Origin of the sequence: Methylobacterium sp. Leaf465, from assembly GCF_001424705.1 — a bacterium.
Classification (GTDB): Bacteria; Pseudomonadota; Alphaproteobacteria; order Rhizobiales; family Beijerinckiaceae; genus Methylobacterium.
In genome coordinates, this window is record NZ_LMRA01000004.1 from 45,481 (window position 1) to 62,624 (window position 17,144).

Below are 17,144 nucleotides of genomic sequence, written 5' to 3' on the forward strand. Positions count from 1 at the left end.
CGCGCCGCCGGCCGCGTTGACTTCGATCCCGGCCCGGCGCCTCTACGGCCCAGGACGGCGACAGGATTCCTTGGCACCATGGTGGCATCCCCCCAGAACGCGGCGCCGGCCGGCCGGGGCCGGAGGTCGCGCCGTCTCCGGGACGGCCTGCTCGTCCTGGCGGTCACGGGCCTCGGGGGGTGCGTCGTCGGCCCGGATTACGTGCCGCCGGCCGATCCGCCGGTCACCCGCTACACCCGCGAGCCCCTGCGCAACCCCACCGCCGCCGACACCATCCGCACCGCCCATGGCGGCTCCGCCGACCAGACCTTCGTCTCCGGGGCCGACGTGCCGGGCCAGTGGTGGACCCTCTTCCGCTCCCCCGCCCTCGACCGCCTCGTGGCCGAGGCGCTCGCCAACAACCCGAACCTCGACGCCGCGCAGGCTTCGCTCCGGATCGCGCAGGAGAACGTCGAGGCGCAGCGCGGCACCCTGTTCCCGGTGGTCGGCGCCAACGGCCTCGGCTCGCGCCAGAAGGCCCCCGGCGGTGCCCTGCAAGGGCCGCTCAACGACACCCGGCAGCTGTTCTACAGCCTCTACACGCCGCAGGTGACGGTCTCGTTCACCCCCGACGTGTTCGGCGGCAACCAGCGCCAGATCGAATCCCTGGAGGCGCAGGCCGAGAACCAGCGCTTCCAGCTCGAGGCGACCTACCTCACCCTGACCACGAACGTCGTGCTGGCGGCGATCCAGGAGGCGTCGCTGCGCGCCCAGATCGACGCCACCCGCAAGGTGATCCAGGCCCAGACCGAGGTCCTCAACCTCTACAACAAGCAGCTTTCGCTCGGGCAGATCGCCGGGGCCGACGTGGTGGTGCAGCAGGCCGCCCTCTCGGTCTCGATGCAGCTGCTGCCGCCCCTGGAGAAGCAGCTCGCCCAGCAGCGCAACCTGCTCACGGCCCTGGTCGGGCGCCTGCCGAGCGAGGAGATCGCGCCGACCTTCACCCTGGCCTCCCTGCGCCTGCCCACCAACCTACCGGTGAGCCTGCCGTCGCGCCTCGTGCAGCAACGCCCGGACGTGAAGGCTGCGGAGGCCAACGTCCAGCAGGCCAGCGCGGCGGTGGGGGTCGCGGTGGCCAATCGCCTGCCGCAGTTCACCATCACCGCCAATGGCGGCGCCAGCGCGGTGCGGATCGCGCAGCTCGCGACCTCGGCCGCCTCGTTCTACGGCATCGTCGGCACCGTGGCGCAGCCGGTCTTCGATGCCGGGACCCTGTTCCGGCGCCAGCGCGCCGCGGAGGAGACGCTGAACGAGGCCCAGGCCCAGTACCGGGCGGTGGTGATCGGCGCCTTCCAGAACGTCGCCGACACCCTGCGGGCGCTCCAGTCCGACGCCAGGGCGGTGGCGGCGGCCTCGGCCGCCGAGCGGGCCACCAACGAGAGCCTCGGCCTCATCCGCAAGCAATACGCGGCCGGTGCCCTGAACAGCGCGCAGGTGCTGATCGCCCAGCAATCCTACCTCTCGGCCCTCGTCACCTCGGCGGGCGCGCGCGCCAACCAGTATGCCGACACCGCCGCCCTGTTCCAGGCGCTCGGCGGCGGTTGGTGGAACCGGGCCGACGTGAAGCCGGCCCCGCCGAGCGCGGACCCGGCGAAGTTCCTCTAGGAAGCCGGGCGCGCACGGGGTTCCGGCCGCGCGGGCAAACCGTTCGTTACCAGGGGGTTAAGCCGCGATTTGTTGGCCTGGGCCGGCGAGATGCGCTATAGGTTTGGGCAGGACATCGCACGGTCCGGCTCAGCGGCCGGAGACGCGCGCGACAACGCCGTGAGCGAGCGGAGCCGACACGGGCCGCCCTTGCTCCGGACCCCGGACAGGTAGAGACCGAAGACCTTGGCAGAGAACGACATTCCGGGCGCCGGCACGCCGCCGCCCGCCTCCGACATCAAGCCCGTCTCCATCACCGACGAGATGAAGCGCTCCTACCTCGATTACGCCATGAGCGTGATCGTGAGCCGGGCGCTGCCGGACGCGCGCGACGGCCTCAAGCCCGTGCACCGGCGCATCCTCTACGCGGCCTACGAGAGCGGGCACCTGCCCGAGCGCAAATACGTCAAGTCCGCCCGCATCGTCGGCGATGTGATCGGTCTCTACCACCCGCACGGCGACCAATCGATCTACGACGCCTTGGTCCGCATGGCGCAGGACTTCTCGATGCGCCTGATGCTCATCGACGGGCAGGGCAATTTCGGCTCCGTGGACGGCGATCCGGCGGCGGCCATGCGCTACACCGAATCGCGCCTGGCCAAGCCGGCCAACGCGCTCCTGGCCGACATCGACAAGAACACCGTCGACTTCCAGCCGAACTACGACGAGTCGCGCGAGGAGCCGACCGTCCTGCCGGCGCGCTTCCCCAACCTCCTCGTCAACGGCGCCGGCGGCATCGCGGTGGGCATGGCCACCAACATCCCGCCGCACAATCTCGGCGAGCTGATCGACGCCTGCGTCGCGCTCATCGACGATCCCGGCCTGTCGATCGAGCAGCTCACCGAGTACGTACCCGGTCCCGACTTCCCCACCGGCGGCTCGATCCTCGGCCGGGCCGGCACCCGCCAGGCCTACGCCACGGGTCGCGGCTCGATCATCATGCGGGCGAAGTCCCACGTCGAGGAGCTGCGCAAGGAGCGCGAGGCGCTGATCTTCACCGAGATCCCGTATCAGGTGAACAAGGCGACGCTGATGGAGAAGATCGCTGAGCTGGTGAAGGAGAAGCGCGTCGAGGGCATCTCCGACCTGCGCGACGAGTCCGACCGCGACGGCATGCGCATCGTCGTCGAGATCAAGCGCGACGCCATGGCGGACGTGGTGCTGAACCAGCTCTACCGCTTCACGCCCCTGCAATCGTCCTTCGGCTGCAACATGGTGGCGCTGAACGGCGGCCGCCCCGAGCTGATGAACCTCAAGGACCTGCTCCAGGCCTTCGTGGATTTCCGCGAAGAGGTGGTGTCCCGGCGGACCAAGTTCCTCCTCAACAAGGCTCGCGAGCGCGCCCACGTCCTGTGCGGCCTCGCCATCGCGGTGGCCAACATCGACGAGGTGATCCGCCTGATCCGGACCTCGCCCGATCCCAACACCGCCCGCGACGCGCTGATGGCGCGCGACTGGCCGGCCCACGACATCGCCCCGCTGATCGCCCTCGTGGACGATCCGCGCCACCGGGTCTCGGACGACGGCACCTACCGCCTCTCCGAGGTGCAGGCCCGCGCCATCCTGGATCTCCGCCTGCAGCGCCTCACCGCTCTCGGCCGCGACGAAATCGGCGACGAACTGAAGAAGCTCGCCGACGAGATCGCCGACTACCTCGACATCCTGCGTTCGCGCCTGCGCATCATGGGCATCGTCAAGGAGGAGTTCGCGGAGGTCCGCGAGGCCTACGCCACCCCGCGCCGCACCGTCATCCTCGACTGGGATTCGAACGTCGAGGACGAGGACCTGATCCAGCGCGAGGACATGGTCGTCACCGTGTCCCATGCGGGCTACGTCAAGCGCGTGCCGCTCTCGACCTACCGGGCCCAGCGCCGCGGAGGCAAGGGCCGCTCCGGCATGGCGACCCGCGACGAGGATTTCGTCACCCGCCTGTTCGTGGCCAACACCCATACGCCGGTGCTGTTCTTCTCGAACCAGGGCCAGGTCTACAAGGAGAAGGTCTGGCGCCTGCCGATGGCGGCGCCGAACGCCCGCGGCAAGGCGCTGGTCAACATCCTGTCGATGGATGCCGGCACCGAGCGCATCACCACCATCATGCCGTTGCCCGAGGACGAGGCCTCCTGGGAGACCCTCGACGTCATGTTCGCCACGGCGAGCGGCAGCGTGCGCCGGAACAAGCTCTCGGATTTCGTCCAGGTGAACCGCGCCGGCAAGATCGCCATGAAGCTCGATGCGGGCGACCACATCGTCCACGTGGAGATCTGCCGTGCCGACCAGAACGTGCTGCTCACCACGCAGGCCGGCCAGTGTATCCGCTTCCCCGTCGAGGACGTCCGAGTCTTCAAGGGCCGCGATTCCACCGGCGTGCGCGGCATCAGCCTGGGCAAGGACGACCGCGTCATCTCGATGACGATCCTCAACGCCTTCGACGCCTCGCCCGAGGAGCGGGCGGGCTACCTCAAGATGCGCCGCGCCGTGATCGGCGACGGGGTCGAGGGCGAGGAGACGGCGAGTCCGGAGGCGGAGGAGGGGGTGGCCGAGGCCACCGCCATCTCCCTCGAGCGCTACAACGAGATGGGCGCCAACGAGCAGTTCGTCCTCACCCTCTCCGAGCGCGGCTTCGGCAAGCGGACCTCGTCCTACGAGTACCGGACCTCGGGCCGCGGCGGCAAAGGCATCACGGCGATGCGGGTCAATGCCCGCAACGGCCACCTCGTGGCCTCCTTCCCGGTCCAACCCTCCGACCAGATCATGCTGGTCACCGATGGCGGCCAGCTCATCCGCGTGCCGGTGGACGACATCCGCATCGTCGGCCGCGCCTCGCAGGGCGTGACGGTGTTCAACACGGAGAAGACCGAGAAGGTCGTGTCCGTCGAGCACATCGAGGGCGAGGACGAGAGCGAGGGCGGCGACGAGGCCGCGTAAGGCCGATCGCACCCCGTCAAGCGGACGGCCCCGCGGCCGTCCGCATCCCAGGGCGCGGGGGTTAGCCCGTTTTCATGCCGGGGCCGGAGGTTCCGTTTCGGGTCGAAATGCTCTACCCCGGGCCGCGATGATCCGCACCGCCCTCTATGCCGGCTCGTTCGACCCGGTCACGAACGGACACCTCGACGTCATCCGTCAGGCGTGCCGGCTCGTGCAGACTCTCGTCATCGCGATCGGCGTGCATCCCGGCAAGGCGCCGATGTTCTCGCCCGAGGAGCGGGCGGAACTCCTGCGCGCCACCTGCGAGCCCCTGGCCGAGGCCGAGGGCACGGCGCTGACGATCGTGACCTTCGACGACCTCGCAGTGACCGCGGCCCGGCGGGTCGGCGCCAGCGTCTTCATCCGCGGCCTGCGCGACGGCACCGACCTCGACTACGAGATGCAGCTCGCCGGCATGAACGGTGCCATGGCGCCGGAGGTGCAGACCGTGTTCCTGCCCGCCTCCACCGGCGTCCGGCCGATCACCGCCACCCTCGTCCGCCAGATCGCCGCCATGGGCGGCGACGTCTCCCCCTTCGTGCCGCCGCTGGTGGCGACGCGCCTCGCGCAGCGCTTCCGGGCGGCCTGATCTCTCCTTCCACGACCAACGAAAGCATGCTGACCCCATGGCCCTTGGACTGAATCGCCGTATCGCCCTCCTCAGCCTCGCCGGTCTCCTTGCGACGGCGCCTGCAGCCTGGGCGGCGGACGACAACACGGTGTACCTCGACACCAAGGACGGCCGCGTCACCATCGAGCTGCGCCCGGAGATCGCGCCGAAGCACGTCGCCCAGCTCAAGACCCTGATCAAGCAGGGCTTCTACAACGGCCTCAAGTTCCACCGGGTGATGGACGGCTTCATGGCCCAGACCGGAGACCCGAAGGGCAACGGCACCGGCGGCTCCAGCCTGCCGAACATCCCGGCCGAGTTCTCGCCGGCGCCGTTCAAGCGCGGCACCGTCGGCATGGCCCGCTCGTCCGACCCGAACTCCGCCAACTCGCAGTTCTTCATCTGCCTCGGCGACGCCCCCTTCCTCAACGGGCAGTACACCGTGGTCGGCCTCGTCTCCTCGGGCATGGAAGCCGTCGACGCGATCAAGAAGGCGGCCCCCGGCGCGCCGGGCGGGGCGGTGCAGAACCCCGACAAGATCGTGAAGATGCAGATGGCGCAGGGAGCCAAGTAGTTTGCGGGGCGGCGTCCAGCTCGGAGCTCTCGCGGCGCTCGTCGCCGTAGGGCTCCCCGCGTGGGCGGCGCCCTCCACGGGCCCGCTGACCCTTCCGGAAACCCTGCGCGGCACGGTCCGGGTTCCCCAAGAGCAAGGCCCGCTGGGCGGCCTGGCCGAGAGCGCGAAACCGGCCGACACCCTGCGAGACCTCTATCCCACCCTCGCGGCCTGCTGGGAGGCCCCCCGGGGATTGTCCCGCTCGGCCCAGGCCGAGATCACCACCCGCTTCGCAGTTCGGCGGGACGGCAGCGTCCTCGGGACGCCGCGCGTGATCTTCTCGGCCCCGAATTCAGACCCCCGCGCCCATCGCATCCTCGCGGATGCGACCCTGGCGGCGATCCGGCGCTGCACGCCAGCCCGGATCACCCCCGACCTCGGCGCGGCCATCGCGGGGCGCCCCATCGCGCTCCGCTTCATCTACCAAGGACCTAAGGGAAAAGGAGTCTAAACCCATGGCAGAGACCGAGACCATCATCCTGGAGACCACCAAGGGCCGCGTCGTGATCGGACTTCGCGCCGACCTCGCCCCCAACCATGTCGAGCGCCTGAAGACGCTCGCCGCCCAGGGCTTCTACGACGGCGTGCCGTTCCACCGCGTGATCGACGGCTTCATGGCCCAGACCGGCGACCCGACCGGCACGGGATCGGGCGGCTCCGATCTCCCCGACCTCAATGCCGAGTTCAACGCCGAGCCGCACGTGCGCGGCACCTGCTCGATGGCGCGCACCAACTTCCCGCACTCGGCCAATTCGCAGTTCTTCATCTGCTTCGGCGATGCCCGCTTCCTCGACAAGCAGTATACCGTCTGGGGCAAGGTCGTGGAGGGCATGGACGTGGTCGACACCCTGAACAAGGGCGAGCCGCCGCGCTCGCCCGACAAGATCGTCAAGGCGACCGTCGGCGCCGCCTGATCCGACTCGCTCGGTCCGCGTTCGAGGGAAGTGTCCGCGCGAAGGTGCGGACACTTCTTTCGTTTCGAGGCCCGCCACGCCTAGGCAGGGCCCTCGCCAATTGGGACATGGCGGCCCATGACCGGCACGCTTCCGCTTCGCGACATCCTCCTCGCCCTGGCGGTAGTGGCGGTCTGGGGCACGAACTTCGTGGTGATCCGGATCGGGCTCGACCACCTGCCGCCGCTGCTGTTCGCCGCCCTGCGCTTCGTGCTCGCCGCCCTGCCGGGCGTGTTCCTGCTGCCTCGCCCGACCGTCCCCTGGCGCAACCTCGCCGCCTACGGCCTCCTGATCGGGGCCGGACAGTTCGGCCTGCTCTTCATCGCCCTGCGCGGCCACATCGCCCCCGGCCTCGCCTCACTGGTGATCCAGATCCAGGTCTTCGTCACCATCGGCCTGTCGATGCGACTGACCGGGGAGCGGGTGTCCGGCCCGCAATGGGCGGCCCTCGGCCTCGCCGCGGCCGGGCTCGCCGTCATCGCCGCCCATACCGACGCCGCGACGACGCCCTTCGGCCTCGGGCTCGTGGTCTGCGCCGCCCTGAGCTGGGCGGGCGGAAACATGGCGGCCAAGCGCAGCGGGGCGCGGGCGATGCTGCCCTACGTCGTCTGGGCGAGCCTGTTCTCGGCGCCCCCGCTTCTCGCTGCCTCGGTCCTCCTCGAAGGCTGGGACGCGATCCGCAACGGCCTCCTGCGGGCCGACCTGACGACCTGGGCCGCGGTGGTGTGGCAGTCCGTCGGCAATACGATGTTCGGCTACGCGATCTGGGGCTGGCTGCTCGCGCGCCACCCCGCCGCCCAGATCACCCCGATGGCCCTGCTGGTGCCGGTCTTCGGCATGGGGGCCTCGGCCGTCTGGCTCGGGGAGCCGCTGCCGGCCTGGAAGCTCGCCGCCGCCGGCCTGGTCCTCGGCGGCCTCGCCCTCGGGCTGCTCTCTCCGCGCTGGCGGGCACGCGCCGCGGTCGAGAGCGCCCCGCCCTGAGGCGTCAGGCGTCGTCGTTCCCGCCAAGCCGGGCCTCGGCCGCCGCCAGATCCTCCGGCGCGTTGATGTTGGCGAAGGGGTCCGCGGGCTCCGATGGCCAGGACACCGCCACCGCGCCGTGGCGCCTCAGGAAGCCGCCGACCCGGCGCTCGCCGCGGGCCACCAGGGCCTCGCGCAGGTCCGCCCGCAGGGCCACCGGCCAGAGCGCCACGGTGAAGTGCTCGCGCCCGCCCGACGCCGCCATGGCGATGACGCCCTCCCGCCCGGCCGCTTCGGCGAGGCGGACGACGAGGTCGCGGGGCAGGAACGGCGCGTCGCCGGAGACGCTGGCCACGTGGCGCGTGGTCGGATGATGGATGGCCGCGTGGTCCAGCCCCGCGAGGATGCCGGCGAGCGGCCCCGGATTGTCCGGCACGCCGTCGGGTACGATCGCACCCGGGAAATCCGGGAAGCGGCCCGGATCGCCGTTGGCGTTGAGGATCACGCCGGCGGCGCACTGGGGGGCGAAGCGGGCGAGCACCCGGTCGAGCAGGGTGCGGCCGCCGAGGGTGCGCAGGGGCTTGTCGCCTCCGCCCATGCGGCGCGCCAGCCCGCCGGCGAGGATCACGCCCAGCACCGGCGCCATCGCGGCTACTCGATGACGATGCGGGGAGCCGCCCGCGGCGCGGGACCGCCGGTCAGGTTGCCCCAGAGCTTGGCGGCGATGCCGCGATAAATCTGCGCGTGCGGCCCGTCCGGGTCCACCGCCACCACGGGGCGGCCGGCATCGGAGGTCTCGCGGATCGTCATGTTCAGCGGCACCTCGCCGAGGAACGGCACCTCCAGCCGCTCGGCCTCGGCGCGGGCGCCGCCATGCCCGAAGATGTGCGAGGCCGTGCCGCAATGGGGGCAGATGAAGGTCGCCATGTTCTCGATGACGCCGAGGATCGGCACCGCGACCTTGCGGAACATCGTCACGCCGCGGCGCGCGTCGATGAGGGCGAGATCCTGCGGGGTCGAGACGATGACCGCCCCGGAGAGCGGCGTCGCCTGCGCCATGGTGAGCTGGGCGTCGCCGGTGCCGGGAGGCATGTCGACCACGAGCACGTCGAGTTCGCCCCAGGCGACCTCGCGGAGCATCTGGGTGATGGCCGACTGGACCATGGGCCCGCGCCAGATCATCGCCGTCTCGGGCTCGATCAGGAAGCCGATCGACATGACCTTGATGCCGAACCCTTCCATCGGGGCCAGCAGCCGCTCCTCGATGACGCGGGGCTTCCCCGACAGGCCGAACAGCTTGGGCACCGAGGGGCCGTAGATGTCGGCATCGAGCAGGCCGACCTTGAGGCCCTGGGCCGAGAGGGCGAGCGCAAGGTTGCAGGCCGTGGTGGACTTGCCGACGCCGCCCTTGCCGGAGGCGACGGCCACGATGTGGCGCACGCCCGGAAGGGCCGGGCCGGTCCGCGGCGGCGGCGCGGCGGGACGGCCGGGGGCGGGCGGCTGCGGAGGAGCGGCTTGCGGGGCGTTCTGGGCCGGCTGGTTCGGGCCACGCTCGGAGGTCAGGCTGGCGAACACGCCCGAGACCCCCGGCGTCGCCAGGATCGCGCCCTCGGCCCGGCGCCGGATCGGCTCGAAGCGCTCGGCCTCGCTGGGGTCGATCAGGATGGAGAACATCACACGGTTGGTCGGATCCACCACCACCTGGGACAGGCGCCCGGAGGCGGGCAGGGTGGTGCCCGCGGCATCGACGGTCACCGTCGAGAGCACCTTCAGCACGTCGTCACGGGTGATCGCCAAGGTTCGGGCTCCTGGCCGCGTCCGGCCGGAGGGCCAAGGCGCGGCGACAAACGGGGGATCGCGGACGCTGCGGCCTCGGCCGGCCCACCCGCGACGAACCCATGCGACAGCACAGGCGGTGCCGGAGTGCAAGCGCTTCCCTGATCTGCCGGGGGCGAGACCCCTGGTCGCGGCGGGGGCCGGAACATGTCGGGACGGGGCGTCGCGCCCGGGGTTTCCATGGAGGCGTTCAGGTTTCGCTAGGCATGAGTCGACGGGACGGCCGCGGTTTTGGGTCCGCGCGGCCCGCCGCAACGTTCGATGCAACACAAAGAGACCGCCCGGCGGCGGTCTCGCCCGTTGCAGGAACGCTCATTCGTGTACGCCTGGATCCGATACAGGTTTTCCGACCCCGCGCGGCCATCGAGACGGCACCCGCGCGGCGACGTCGCTCAAGGCGACCTGACCATGAGCCCGTATCTCCTGCGGTTCTCCCGGCCCGTCTCGGCCCGCTACGAAATCGATACCGGCCGGGAACGGGCGCTCCATCTGCGCCGGACGATCCTCATCGGCCTCGTCTTCCACAACGCCTACAACCTCACCACCGCCCTGCTGATGCCGGGCATGCTGCCCCTGGCGATCGGCCTGCGGCTGTTCCTGGTCACGCCCCTCGGCCTGCTGCTCGCCTGGTCCGTCACCCGGATGCCGGGGCCGCGGCGCGAGCGCATGGTCACCGCCACGATGCTGCTGGTGACGGCGGTGCCGATCCTGCTGTTCAGCCTGGAGCGGGAGGCGATGAGCGCCATCTGCTACATCGAGTACCCGCTTATGATGGTGTTCGCCACCATGATGCTGGTGCTGCGCTTCCCCCATGCGCTCCTCCTCACCGGCCTCAGCGCGGCGGCCTCGTTCGCCAGCATCGCCCTGCGCACGGATCTCGCCCCGGAGCTCGCCCTCTGCCTCGCGTTCCAGACCCTGGCGGGCGCCTTCTTCGTCCTCTACGGAAACCACCAGATCGAGGGCGTGCGCCGCCGGGCCTACCTCGTCTCCCTGCGCGAGATCCTGCGCTCGGCCGGCCTCGAGCAGGATCGCCGGGTCCTGACCGTGCTGTCGGAGACGGATGCCCTGACGGGCCTCGCCAACCGCCGCGCCCTCGATGCCGCCCTGGCCAGGACGGCCCGCCAGGCGCGGGGCACCGCCCTGCTGATGATCGACGTCGATCACTTCAAGCGCTTCAACGACGCCTACGGCCATCCGGCCGGCGACGCCTGCCTGCGCCGGATCGCGGAAGCCATCGCGGGGGAGACGCGCGGCGGACGCGACTGCGTCGCCCGCTACGGCGGTGAGGAGTTCTCCGTGCTCATGCGCGGATGCGACGCCCGGTCCGTCGCCCGGGTGGTCCGACGCCTGCGTGCCGGCATCGCCGGCCTGCAGATCCCGCACGTGGCCCGGGGCGACGGCCATCCCTTCGTCACCGTGAGCATCGGCGTCGCCGTGGTGCCAGCCGGACGGACGACCTCCCCGGCCGAACTCCTGGCCGAGGCGGATGCCGCCCTCTACGAGGCCAAGGGCCTGGGCCGGAACTGCCACGTGGTCCGGGTCATCGGCGACGCGGCCGTGATCCTCGATGACCGCCGCCTCGGCCGGCTCGGCGCGATGCGTCGCAAGCCCGCCCGGACGTCGCCCCCGGCCGCCCTCGCGCCGCCGGCGCCGGCCCGCCTCTCCGAAACCAATGCGGTCCTGGCTCGTTGAGCCCACGATCCGGTTGCCGATGATCGCGCCGGAAACCCTTTCGACGAGTTGGAGACTGCGATCCCATGCACCAGGGCAACCACCGCGACCACGAGGGCGCCAAGAAGCTGTTCGCCCTCATCAAGGACGTCAAGGTCGCGATGATGACCACCGCCGACCAGGACGGGAAGCTCTACAGCCGCCCGATGTGGTGCCAGGAGGCGGACGAGAACGGCGACCTGTGGTTCTTCACCAAGCTGCACTCCCCGAAGACCGCCGAGATCAGCAAGGACAACCAGATCAACCTCGCCTACTCGGATCCGTCGAGCCAGACCTACGTCTCGATCGCCGGCAAGGCCGAGATCGTCACCGACGAGGCGGTCATCAACGACAAGTGGAGCGAGAGCCTGAAGACCTGGTTCCCCAACGGGAAGGAGGATCCCGAGGTCGCCCTGCTGCGCGTCCATCCCGAGAAGGGCGAATACTGGGACAGCCCGAACGCCACGATGCTGCACATCTACGGCTACGTGAAGGCCGCGCTGACCGGCGAGTCGCCCAAGACCGAGACCAAGAAGGTCGACCTCGCCTGAATCGGACGCCCGTGTCGTGCCGGAGGGCGGCGTGCCGAAGGGCGCGCCGCCCTCTTGGTTCGTAGAGTGCCGTCTGCGGACAGGCATCGCGCCGGAACGACGCGCGTGGCCTGGCCTCATCCCGGGGGCGGGCAGGGGAGCCGCGCCGGGCCCACCGGCGACAGGCACGCGGGCTGCGTCCCTGCCGATTGCCGGGAAATCCGGCACGCGGGCGGCGGCGCGAAAGACAAGCGTCCCGTGGGACGCTTGCGCGCCTCGGTTCGAGGGGTCGCCCCGCTCGCCGGCGACGCCCTCAATTCGCCCGCGCGACCTCGACGAGATTGTCCGAGAAGGACGGTGCGTGGCCCATGTCGGTGAAGGCCCCCGACGAGATGCTGTTGACGGTCCCCTCATTGAGTTGGCGCCAGTAGCCCAGCGTCGCGACCACGATGCCGGCCTTCACGTCGTCGGTGATGCGCGCCACGCCCTTGAAGGCGCCGCGATCGTTGGCGACCTGGACCCGGTCGCCGTCCCGGATGCCGCGGGCATCGGCGTCGTGCTGGCTGATCATGACGAACTGCTCGCCCTGGCCCTTCTGCTTGTCCTCCATGTTCGCGTAGCAGGAGTTCAGGAAGTAGTGGCTCTTGGGCGAGACGATGTTGAGCGGGAAGCGCTTGGCCAGCTCCGGGTCGTTGGTGTGGGACTCGCGCGGGCCCAGGTAGTCGGGCAGCGGGTCGAGGGCCTCGCCGGGCTGGAAGCCCTCGTACATCTGACGGAACGGCGGGGCGACGAAGTTCGTGGCACCCTCGACCATCAACATGCACTTGCCGGTTGGCGTCGGGAAGTTGCCTTCCTTATGTGGTGCCCGGTCGTCCGGCGTACCGACCTTAAGTCGGGCGAAGCCGTGCGCGCGCATGTACTGGAGGTCGATGCCCTCGCAGGCCGGGGCGTTCCAGTCGACGTAGTGCTCCAGGCACTCCGTGTCGGTCCACTTGAAGTTCTCTTCCTCGAAGCCGAGCCGCGCGGCGAGCTGACGGAAGATCTCGTTGTTCGGGATCGCCTCGCCGGGCGCGTCCGCACACTTGGTGTTGTAGGTCAGGTAGAGGTGGCCCCAGGACAGAATCATGTCCTCCATCTCCGCCCCCATCGTGGCCGGGAGCAGGATGTCGGCGTAGGAGGCGGTATCCGAGATGAAGTGCTCGGCGGAGACCATGAACAGGTCCTCGCGCATCAGCCCTTCGACGATTTTGTCGGTCTCGGGCGCCTGCGTGACCGGGTTCGAATTCCAGCACATCATCGACATGATCGGCGGGTCGAGCTTCATCTCGCCGGTGAGCGCGCGTCCGATCTGCAGGTTGCTGACGACGCGGGTCCCCTCCGGGATCAGGTCGGGCCGGCACATGACGTCGAACTTGTAGGGGTGCTCCCAGACGCCGAACTGCGTGACGCCGCCGCCGACGTGGCGCCAGGCGCCCGTGAGCGCCGGAATGCAGGTGACGGCACGGATCGTCTGGCCGCCGCCGTAGTGGCGCTCCAGCGCCACGCCCATGCGGATGCCCACCGGCTGCTCGGTCGCCATCTCGCGGGCGAGCTTGCGGATCTCCGCGGCCGGGACGCCGGTGATTGCGGCGGCCCATTCCGGCGTGCGGGTGCTGGCCCGCTCCTTCAGCTCCTCGAAGCCGACCGTGTGGTTGTCGACGTAGTCCTGGTCGACGAGGCCCTGCTCGATGATGGAATTGATCAGCGCCATGGCCAGCGCCCCGTCCGTGCCGGGCTTCGGCGCGATGTGCCAGTCGGCCGCCTTCGCCGTGCGCGAGGCGTAGGTGTCGATGACGACGACCTTGGCTCCCTTTTTTTGGGCGTCCTTGACGATAGCCCAGTGGTGTAGGTTCGTGCTGACCGAGTTGCAGGCCCAGATCACGATGTACTTGGAGTGGATGTAGCTGTCCGGGTCGAGGCCGGCGGTCGGGCCGACGGTGAGCAGCCACGCCGTGCAGGACCCCTCGCCGCAGAAGGTCCGCTCCATCACCGTGGCGCCCATCCGGTTGAAGAAGGCGTCGCCGCCGTTCAGCCCGTGCACGAGGCCCTGGTTGCCGAGATAGCTGTAGGGCGCGATGGCCTGCGGCCCGTGCTGATCGATGATCGCCTTCCAGCGCGTCACGATGGTGTCGAGGGCCTCGTCCCAGGTGATGCGCTCGAACTGCTTGGAGCCCTTCGGCCCGACCCGCTTCATCGGATAGAGAAGCCGGTCCGGGTGGTAGTGGCGCTTCTCGTAGTCCTTCAGCTTCACGCAGAGACCGCCGCGGGTCATCGGGTGATCCGGGTTGCCCCGAACCCCGATGAGTTCGCCGTCCTTCACCTCGAACAGCATCGAGCAGGTGTCGGGGCAATCGTGCGGGCAGCCGCCGAAGAAGGTTTCGGTCAGGCTCTCGGCCTCGGCGACGATCAGGGAGTCGGGCTTGACGATCTCGTTCATGTGTCCTCCACGGCCGAGCGTCCCGTCTTATTGTTCCTGACGAGCCGGCCCGATGCCCAGGCAGGATGCACTCAAGTGCGAACAACTCCAAATTCCGTTTCGGCCAAGAATCCCGTTTCGGCCAAGCATTCCGTTTCGGTGAAGGCGGGATCGCGCTCGGACCGAGATTCGCGTCCGCGCCGCGCTGCGAAGCGGCGAGGTCGGGTCGCGGGCAGTCGTTGAGAACCTGCCCTCAGCGTGGGGCACCGGTGACGTGGATGCCGCCGCGGCACCCGCCATCGCCCGAACCGGCCGGGTCGCCGCCTCGCCCACAGCCGCACCCCCAACCGCTCTGCGTCACCGATTGACTCGGCCCGCGGTGCCGTGCGCCTCTGCGGCCGCGCGGACGCCCGGGGGCGCCGCCTGAGGGGCCGTGATCCGAACCATGCTCGATCTTGCCACGCGGGTGTACAACCACAGCTTCAAGATCGACCCGATCGTCCGGTCCCTGCTCGACACGGACTTCTACAAGCTCCTGATGGCGCAGACGATCTTCCGCCGCCATCGCGACGCCCGCGTCACCTTCGGCATCCAGAACCGCTCGCGGCAGGTGCGGCTGGCCACGTTCGTCGATGCCGGCGAGCTGCGCGAGCAGCTCGACCATGCCCGCTCGGTGCGCCTGAGCCGGGGCGAATCCACCTGGCTGCGCGGCAACACCTTCTATGGCCAGCGCCAGATGTTCTCGGCCGACTTCATGGACTGGCTGGAGGGCTTCCGCCTGCCGGATTACGAGCTGGAGGCGCGGGACGGGCAGTACGTCCTGACCTTCCACGGCGCCTGGCTCGAGACCACCATGTGGGAGGTGCCGGCCCTCGCCATCCTCAACGAGCTGCGCACGCGCGGCGTCGTGCGCCACCTCGGCAAGCTCGACCTGCAGGTGCTCTATGCCCGGGCCATGACCCGGGTCTGGGAGAAGATCGAGCGGCTGCAGCGCCTGCCCGGCCTGTCCATCGCGGATTTCGGGACCCGGCGCCGCCACGGCTTCCTGTGGCAGGACTGGTGCGTCGAGGCGATGCACGAGGCCCTGGGCGACCGCTTCCTCGGCACCTCGAACTGCCTCATCGCCCTGCGCCGCGAGGTCGAGGCGGTCGGCACCAACGCCCACGAGTTGCCGATGGTCTACGCGGCGCTGGCCGACGACGATGCGGGCCTCGCCCGCGCGCCCTACGCGGTACTGGCCGACTGGCAGCAGGACTACGCCGGCAACCTCCTGGTGATGCTGCCCGACACCTACGGCACAACGGGCTTCCTGGCGAACGCCCCCGACTGGATGAACGCCTGGACGGGCATCCGCATCGACTCGAAGGAGCCGATCGCGGGCGGCGAGGAGGCCATCGCCTGGTGGCGCTCCCGGGGCTCCGACCCGCGCGAAAAGCTCGCGATCTTCTCCGACGGGCTCGACATCGACACCATCGAGGCGATCCACGCCCATTTCCACGGCCGGATGCGGATCGGCTACGGCTGGGGCACACTGCTCACCAACGACTTCCGCGGCCTGGTGCCGGACGGCCGCCTCGACCCGATCTCCATCGTCTGCAAGGTGATCGCCGCCGACGGCCGGCCCACCGTGAAGATCTCCGACAATCCGTCGAAGGCGATCGGCCCGGCCGAGGAGATCAAGCGCTACACCCGCGTCTTCGGCGCCGCGGGGCAGGCCGCGATGCCGGTCCTGGTCTGAGCGCGCTCACTCCGGCGTCTGGACGATGACACCGTACCAGCCGAGGCCCGCATAGGTCTCGTAGCCCGGCGTGCGGTGGAAGGCGACGATCCGGCCGGTCCGGGGATCCTGGTCGGCGCCGCTCAGCCGCCCGCCGGCGGCCAGCGGCAGGTTTTCCTCCAAGACGCCGCACCCGTCCGAGGCGGCGATCACCCGGTTGCGCGCGTCAACGAGGAGCACGCGGGTGCGAGTCCGGTCCTCCTGCGCCACCCGCACGCCGTCGACGATGGCCCGGGCCTGGGCCTGCCAGTCGAAGTGGATCGCCAGGACGCCGATCGGCCCGGCCCGGCTGTCGCCGTCCGCGCGGACGCTCGCGCAGTAGGTCGCCACCTGCGCCCCGCCGAGACCGGGCTGCCCCATGACATCGGCGGCGACGTAGGCCTCCCCGTCGGGGAGGGCGGCGGCGCGCCGGAACCAGTCCTGGTCGGCGACGTTGCGGCCGATGAGGCCGGGATAGCGGTTGGGGCGTCCGTGGGCGATCACGTTGCCCTTCAGGTCGCAGAGCCAGAGGTCCAGATAGACCGTGTAGGCGTCGAGGATGATGCCCAGCCGCCGGGTCGCGTGGGTGGCGGCTTCCGGGCTTGGTTCCGCCGCGCAGGCGACCAGGGCCGCGTCGGTGGCCCACCAGCGCACGTCGCAGGTGCGCTCGTAGAGGTTGCGGTCGATGAGTTCGACGGCGTTGAGCGCGAGGTCGATCAGCCGTTGGGTCTGGGACTCGTCGGCGAAGCTCCGGACCCGGACCTGGAGACCGGCGATGCGGTTCGAGAGTTCGACCTCGAGGGCGCGGGCGACGGTCTCGACCTCGGCGCCGATCGCCCGCACCTCCTGCGCCACCACCGAGAAGCCGCGGCCCATCTCGCCGGCCCGGGAGGCCTCGATCAGGGCGTTGAGAGCGAGCATCTTCACCTGGCCGGTGATCGACTGGATGCGCCGGCTCTTGTCCGAGGCGATGCGCTGGAGCGCCGCGATCTCGGTGGCAATGCCCCGCAGGTTGGTGGCATCGGCCACGCCGGGTCCCGTGCCAGCATCACTCGCCGTGTCGTGCACACCTGC

General features: G+C 70.3%; 14 protein-coding genes. 10 read left to right on the forward strand and 4 right to left on the reverse strand.

All coding sequences use genetic code 11. From position 1 onward, the window contains the following. Positions 1 to 78: 78 nt before the first annotated feature. The 7 genes from ASG51_RS04530 to ASG51_RS04560 all read left to right on the forward strand — a co-directional run bounded on the left by ASG51_RS04530 (position 79) and on the right by ASG51_RS04560 (position 7,804). Entirely contained in the window at positions 79 to 1,644 is a 1,566-nt protein-coding gene (locus ASG51_RS04530; RefSeq protein WP_082513876.1) for an efflux transporter outer membrane subunit, read from the forward strand. Positions 1,645 to 1,869: 225 nt separating this feature from the next. Beyond that, positions 1,870 to 4,608, forward strand: a complete 2,739-nt coding sequence (gyrA, locus tag ASG51_RS04535; RefSeq protein WP_056221014.1) for a DNA gyrase subunit A — start codon at positions 1,870 to 1,872, stop codon at positions 4,606 to 4,608. Between the two features lie 127 nt (positions 4,609 to 4,735). Next, positions 4,736 to 5,236, forward strand: coding sequence for a pantetheine-phosphate adenylyltransferase (gene coaD / locus ASG51_RS04540; RefSeq protein WP_056221017.1), 501 nt, complete (start codon positions 4,736 to 4,738; stop codon positions 5,234 to 5,236). Positions 5,237 to 5,285: 49 nt separating this feature from the next. Beyond that, the gene (locus tag ASG51_RS04545; protein WP_056221289.1) at positions 5,286 to 5,831 is read left to right on the forward strand and encodes a peptidylprolyl isomerase; all 546 of its coding nucleotides are present in this window, start codon (positions 5,286 to 5,288) and stop codon (positions 5,829 to 5,831) included. Between the two features lie 85 nt (positions 5,832 to 5,916). Further along, positions 5,917 to 6,321, forward strand: coding sequence for a hypothetical protein (locus tag ASG51_RS04550; protein ID WP_056379473.1), 405 nt, complete (start codon positions 5,917 to 5,919; stop codon positions 6,319 to 6,321). A gap of 4 nt (positions 6,322 to 6,325) precedes the next feature. Continuing rightward, positions 6,326 to 6,784: a peptidylprolyl isomerase gene (locus ASG51_RS04555; RefSeq protein ID WP_056221020.1), complete on the forward strand. Its 459-nt coding sequence runs from the start codon at positions 6,326 to 6,328 to the stop codon at positions 6,782 to 6,784. A 117-nt stretch (positions 6,785 to 6,901) separates the two neighbouring features. Continuing rightward, complete coding sequence (locus ASG51_RS04560) at positions 6,902 to 7,804, forward strand: EamA family transporter (protein ID WP_056271628.1); 903 nt, start codon at positions 6,902 to 6,904, stop codon at positions 7,802 to 7,804. A 4-nt stretch (positions 7,805 to 7,808) separates the two neighbouring features. Here ASG51_RS04560 and mobA read toward each other — a convergent pair whose 3' ends face one another. Then, positions 7,809 to 8,429 (reverse strand): molybdenum cofactor guanylyltransferase MobA, encoded by a 621-nt coding sequence (mobA, locus tag ASG51_RS04565; RefSeq protein WP_056221026.1) that lies wholly within the window; start codon positions 8,427 to 8,429, stop codon positions 7,809 to 7,811. Positions 8,430 to 8,434: 5 nt separating this feature from the next. Further along, positions 8,435 to 9,580: an Mrp/NBP35 family ATP-binding protein gene (locus tag ASG51_RS04570; protein WP_056379391.1), complete on the reverse strand. Its 1,146-nt coding sequence runs from the start codon at positions 9,578 to 9,580 to the stop codon at positions 8,435 to 8,437. Between the two features lie 447 nt (positions 9,581 to 10,027). Between ASG51_RS04570 and ASG51_RS04575 the strand changes: the two genes are divergently transcribed. Together ASG51_RS04575 and ASG51_RS04580 are read left to right on the forward strand one after the other, a co-directional pair. Further along, a complete protein-coding gene (locus tag ASG51_RS04575; RefSeq protein WP_056379393.1) occupies positions 10,028 to 11,311 on the forward strand; it encodes a GGDEF domain-containing protein in 1,284 nt (427 codons plus the stop codon). Between the two features lie 65 nt (positions 11,312 to 11,376). Then, on the forward strand, positions 11,377 to 11,880 hold the full coding sequence (locus ASG51_RS04580; RefSeq protein ID WP_056379396.1) for a pyridoxamine 5'-phosphate oxidase family protein: 504 nt from the start codon (positions 11,377 to 11,379) through the stop codon (positions 11,878 to 11,880). 292 nt (positions 11,881 to 12,172) lie between these two features. Here ASG51_RS04580 and ASG51_RS04585 read toward each other — a convergent pair whose 3' ends face one another. After that, entirely contained in the window at positions 12,173 to 14,335 is a 2,163-nt protein-coding gene (locus ASG51_RS04585; RefSeq protein WP_056271638.1) for a molybdopterin oxidoreductase family protein, read from the reverse strand. Positions 14,336 to 14,759: 424 nt separating this feature from the next. Between ASG51_RS04585 and ASG51_RS04590 the strand changes: the two genes are divergently transcribed. Continuing rightward, a complete protein-coding gene (locus ASG51_RS04590) occupies positions 14,760 to 16,052 on the forward strand; it encodes a nicotinate phosphoribosyltransferase (RefSeq protein WP_056379398.1) in 1,293 nt (430 codons plus the stop codon). A 6-nt stretch (positions 16,053 to 16,058) separates the two neighbouring features. Here ASG51_RS04590 and ASG51_RS25320 read toward each other — a convergent pair whose 3' ends face one another. Then, the gene (locus ASG51_RS25320) at positions 16,059 to 17,099 is read right to left on the reverse strand and encodes a methyl-accepting chemotaxis protein (RefSeq protein ID WP_082513878.1); all 1,041 of its coding nucleotides are present in this window, start codon (positions 17,097 to 17,099) and stop codon (positions 16,059 to 16,061) included. Between the last annotated feature and the right edge of the window lie 45 nt (positions 17,100 to 17,144).

What these genes read in the sequence shown, in the direction of transcription:
- ASG51_RS04560 (WP_056271628.1), top strand. Translation starts at nt 6,902, where the DNA reads ATGACCGGCACGCTTCCGCTTCGCGACATCCTCCTCGCCCTGGCGGTA.
- ASG51_RS04585 (WP_056271638.1), bottom strand. Translation starts at nt 14,335, where the DNA reads ATGAACGAGATCGTCAAGCCCGACTCCCTGATCGTCGCCGAGGCCGAG.
- ASG51_RS04575 (WP_056379393.1), top strand. Translation starts at nt 10,028, where the DNA reads ATGAGCCCGTATCTCCTGCGGTTCTCCCGGCCCGTCTCGGCCCGCTAC.
- ASG51_RS04580 (WP_056379396.1), top strand. Translation starts at nt 11,377, where the DNA reads ATGCACCAGGGCAACCACCGCGACCACGAGGGCGCCAAGAAGCTGTTC.
- mobA (WP_056221026.1), bottom strand. Translation starts at nt 8,429, where the DNA reads ATGGCGCCGGTGCTGGGCGTGATCCTCGCCGGCGGGCTGGCGCGCCGC.
- ASG51_RS04530 (WP_082513876.1), top strand. Translation starts at nt 79, where the DNA reads ATGGTGGCATCCCCCCAGAACGCGGCGCCGGCCGGCCGGGGCCGGAGG.
- ASG51_RS04555 (WP_056221020.1), top strand. Translation starts at nt 6,326, where the DNA reads ATGGCAGAGACCGAGACCATCATCCTGGAGACCACCAAGGGCCGCGTC.
- coaD (WP_056221017.1), top strand. Translation starts at nt 4,736, where the DNA reads ATGATCCGCACCGCCCTCTATGCCGGCTCGTTCGACCCGGTCACGAAC.
- ASG51_RS04590 (WP_056379398.1), top strand. Translation starts at nt 14,760, where the DNA reads ATGCTCGATCTTGCCACGCGGGTGTACAACCACAGCTTCAAGATCGAC.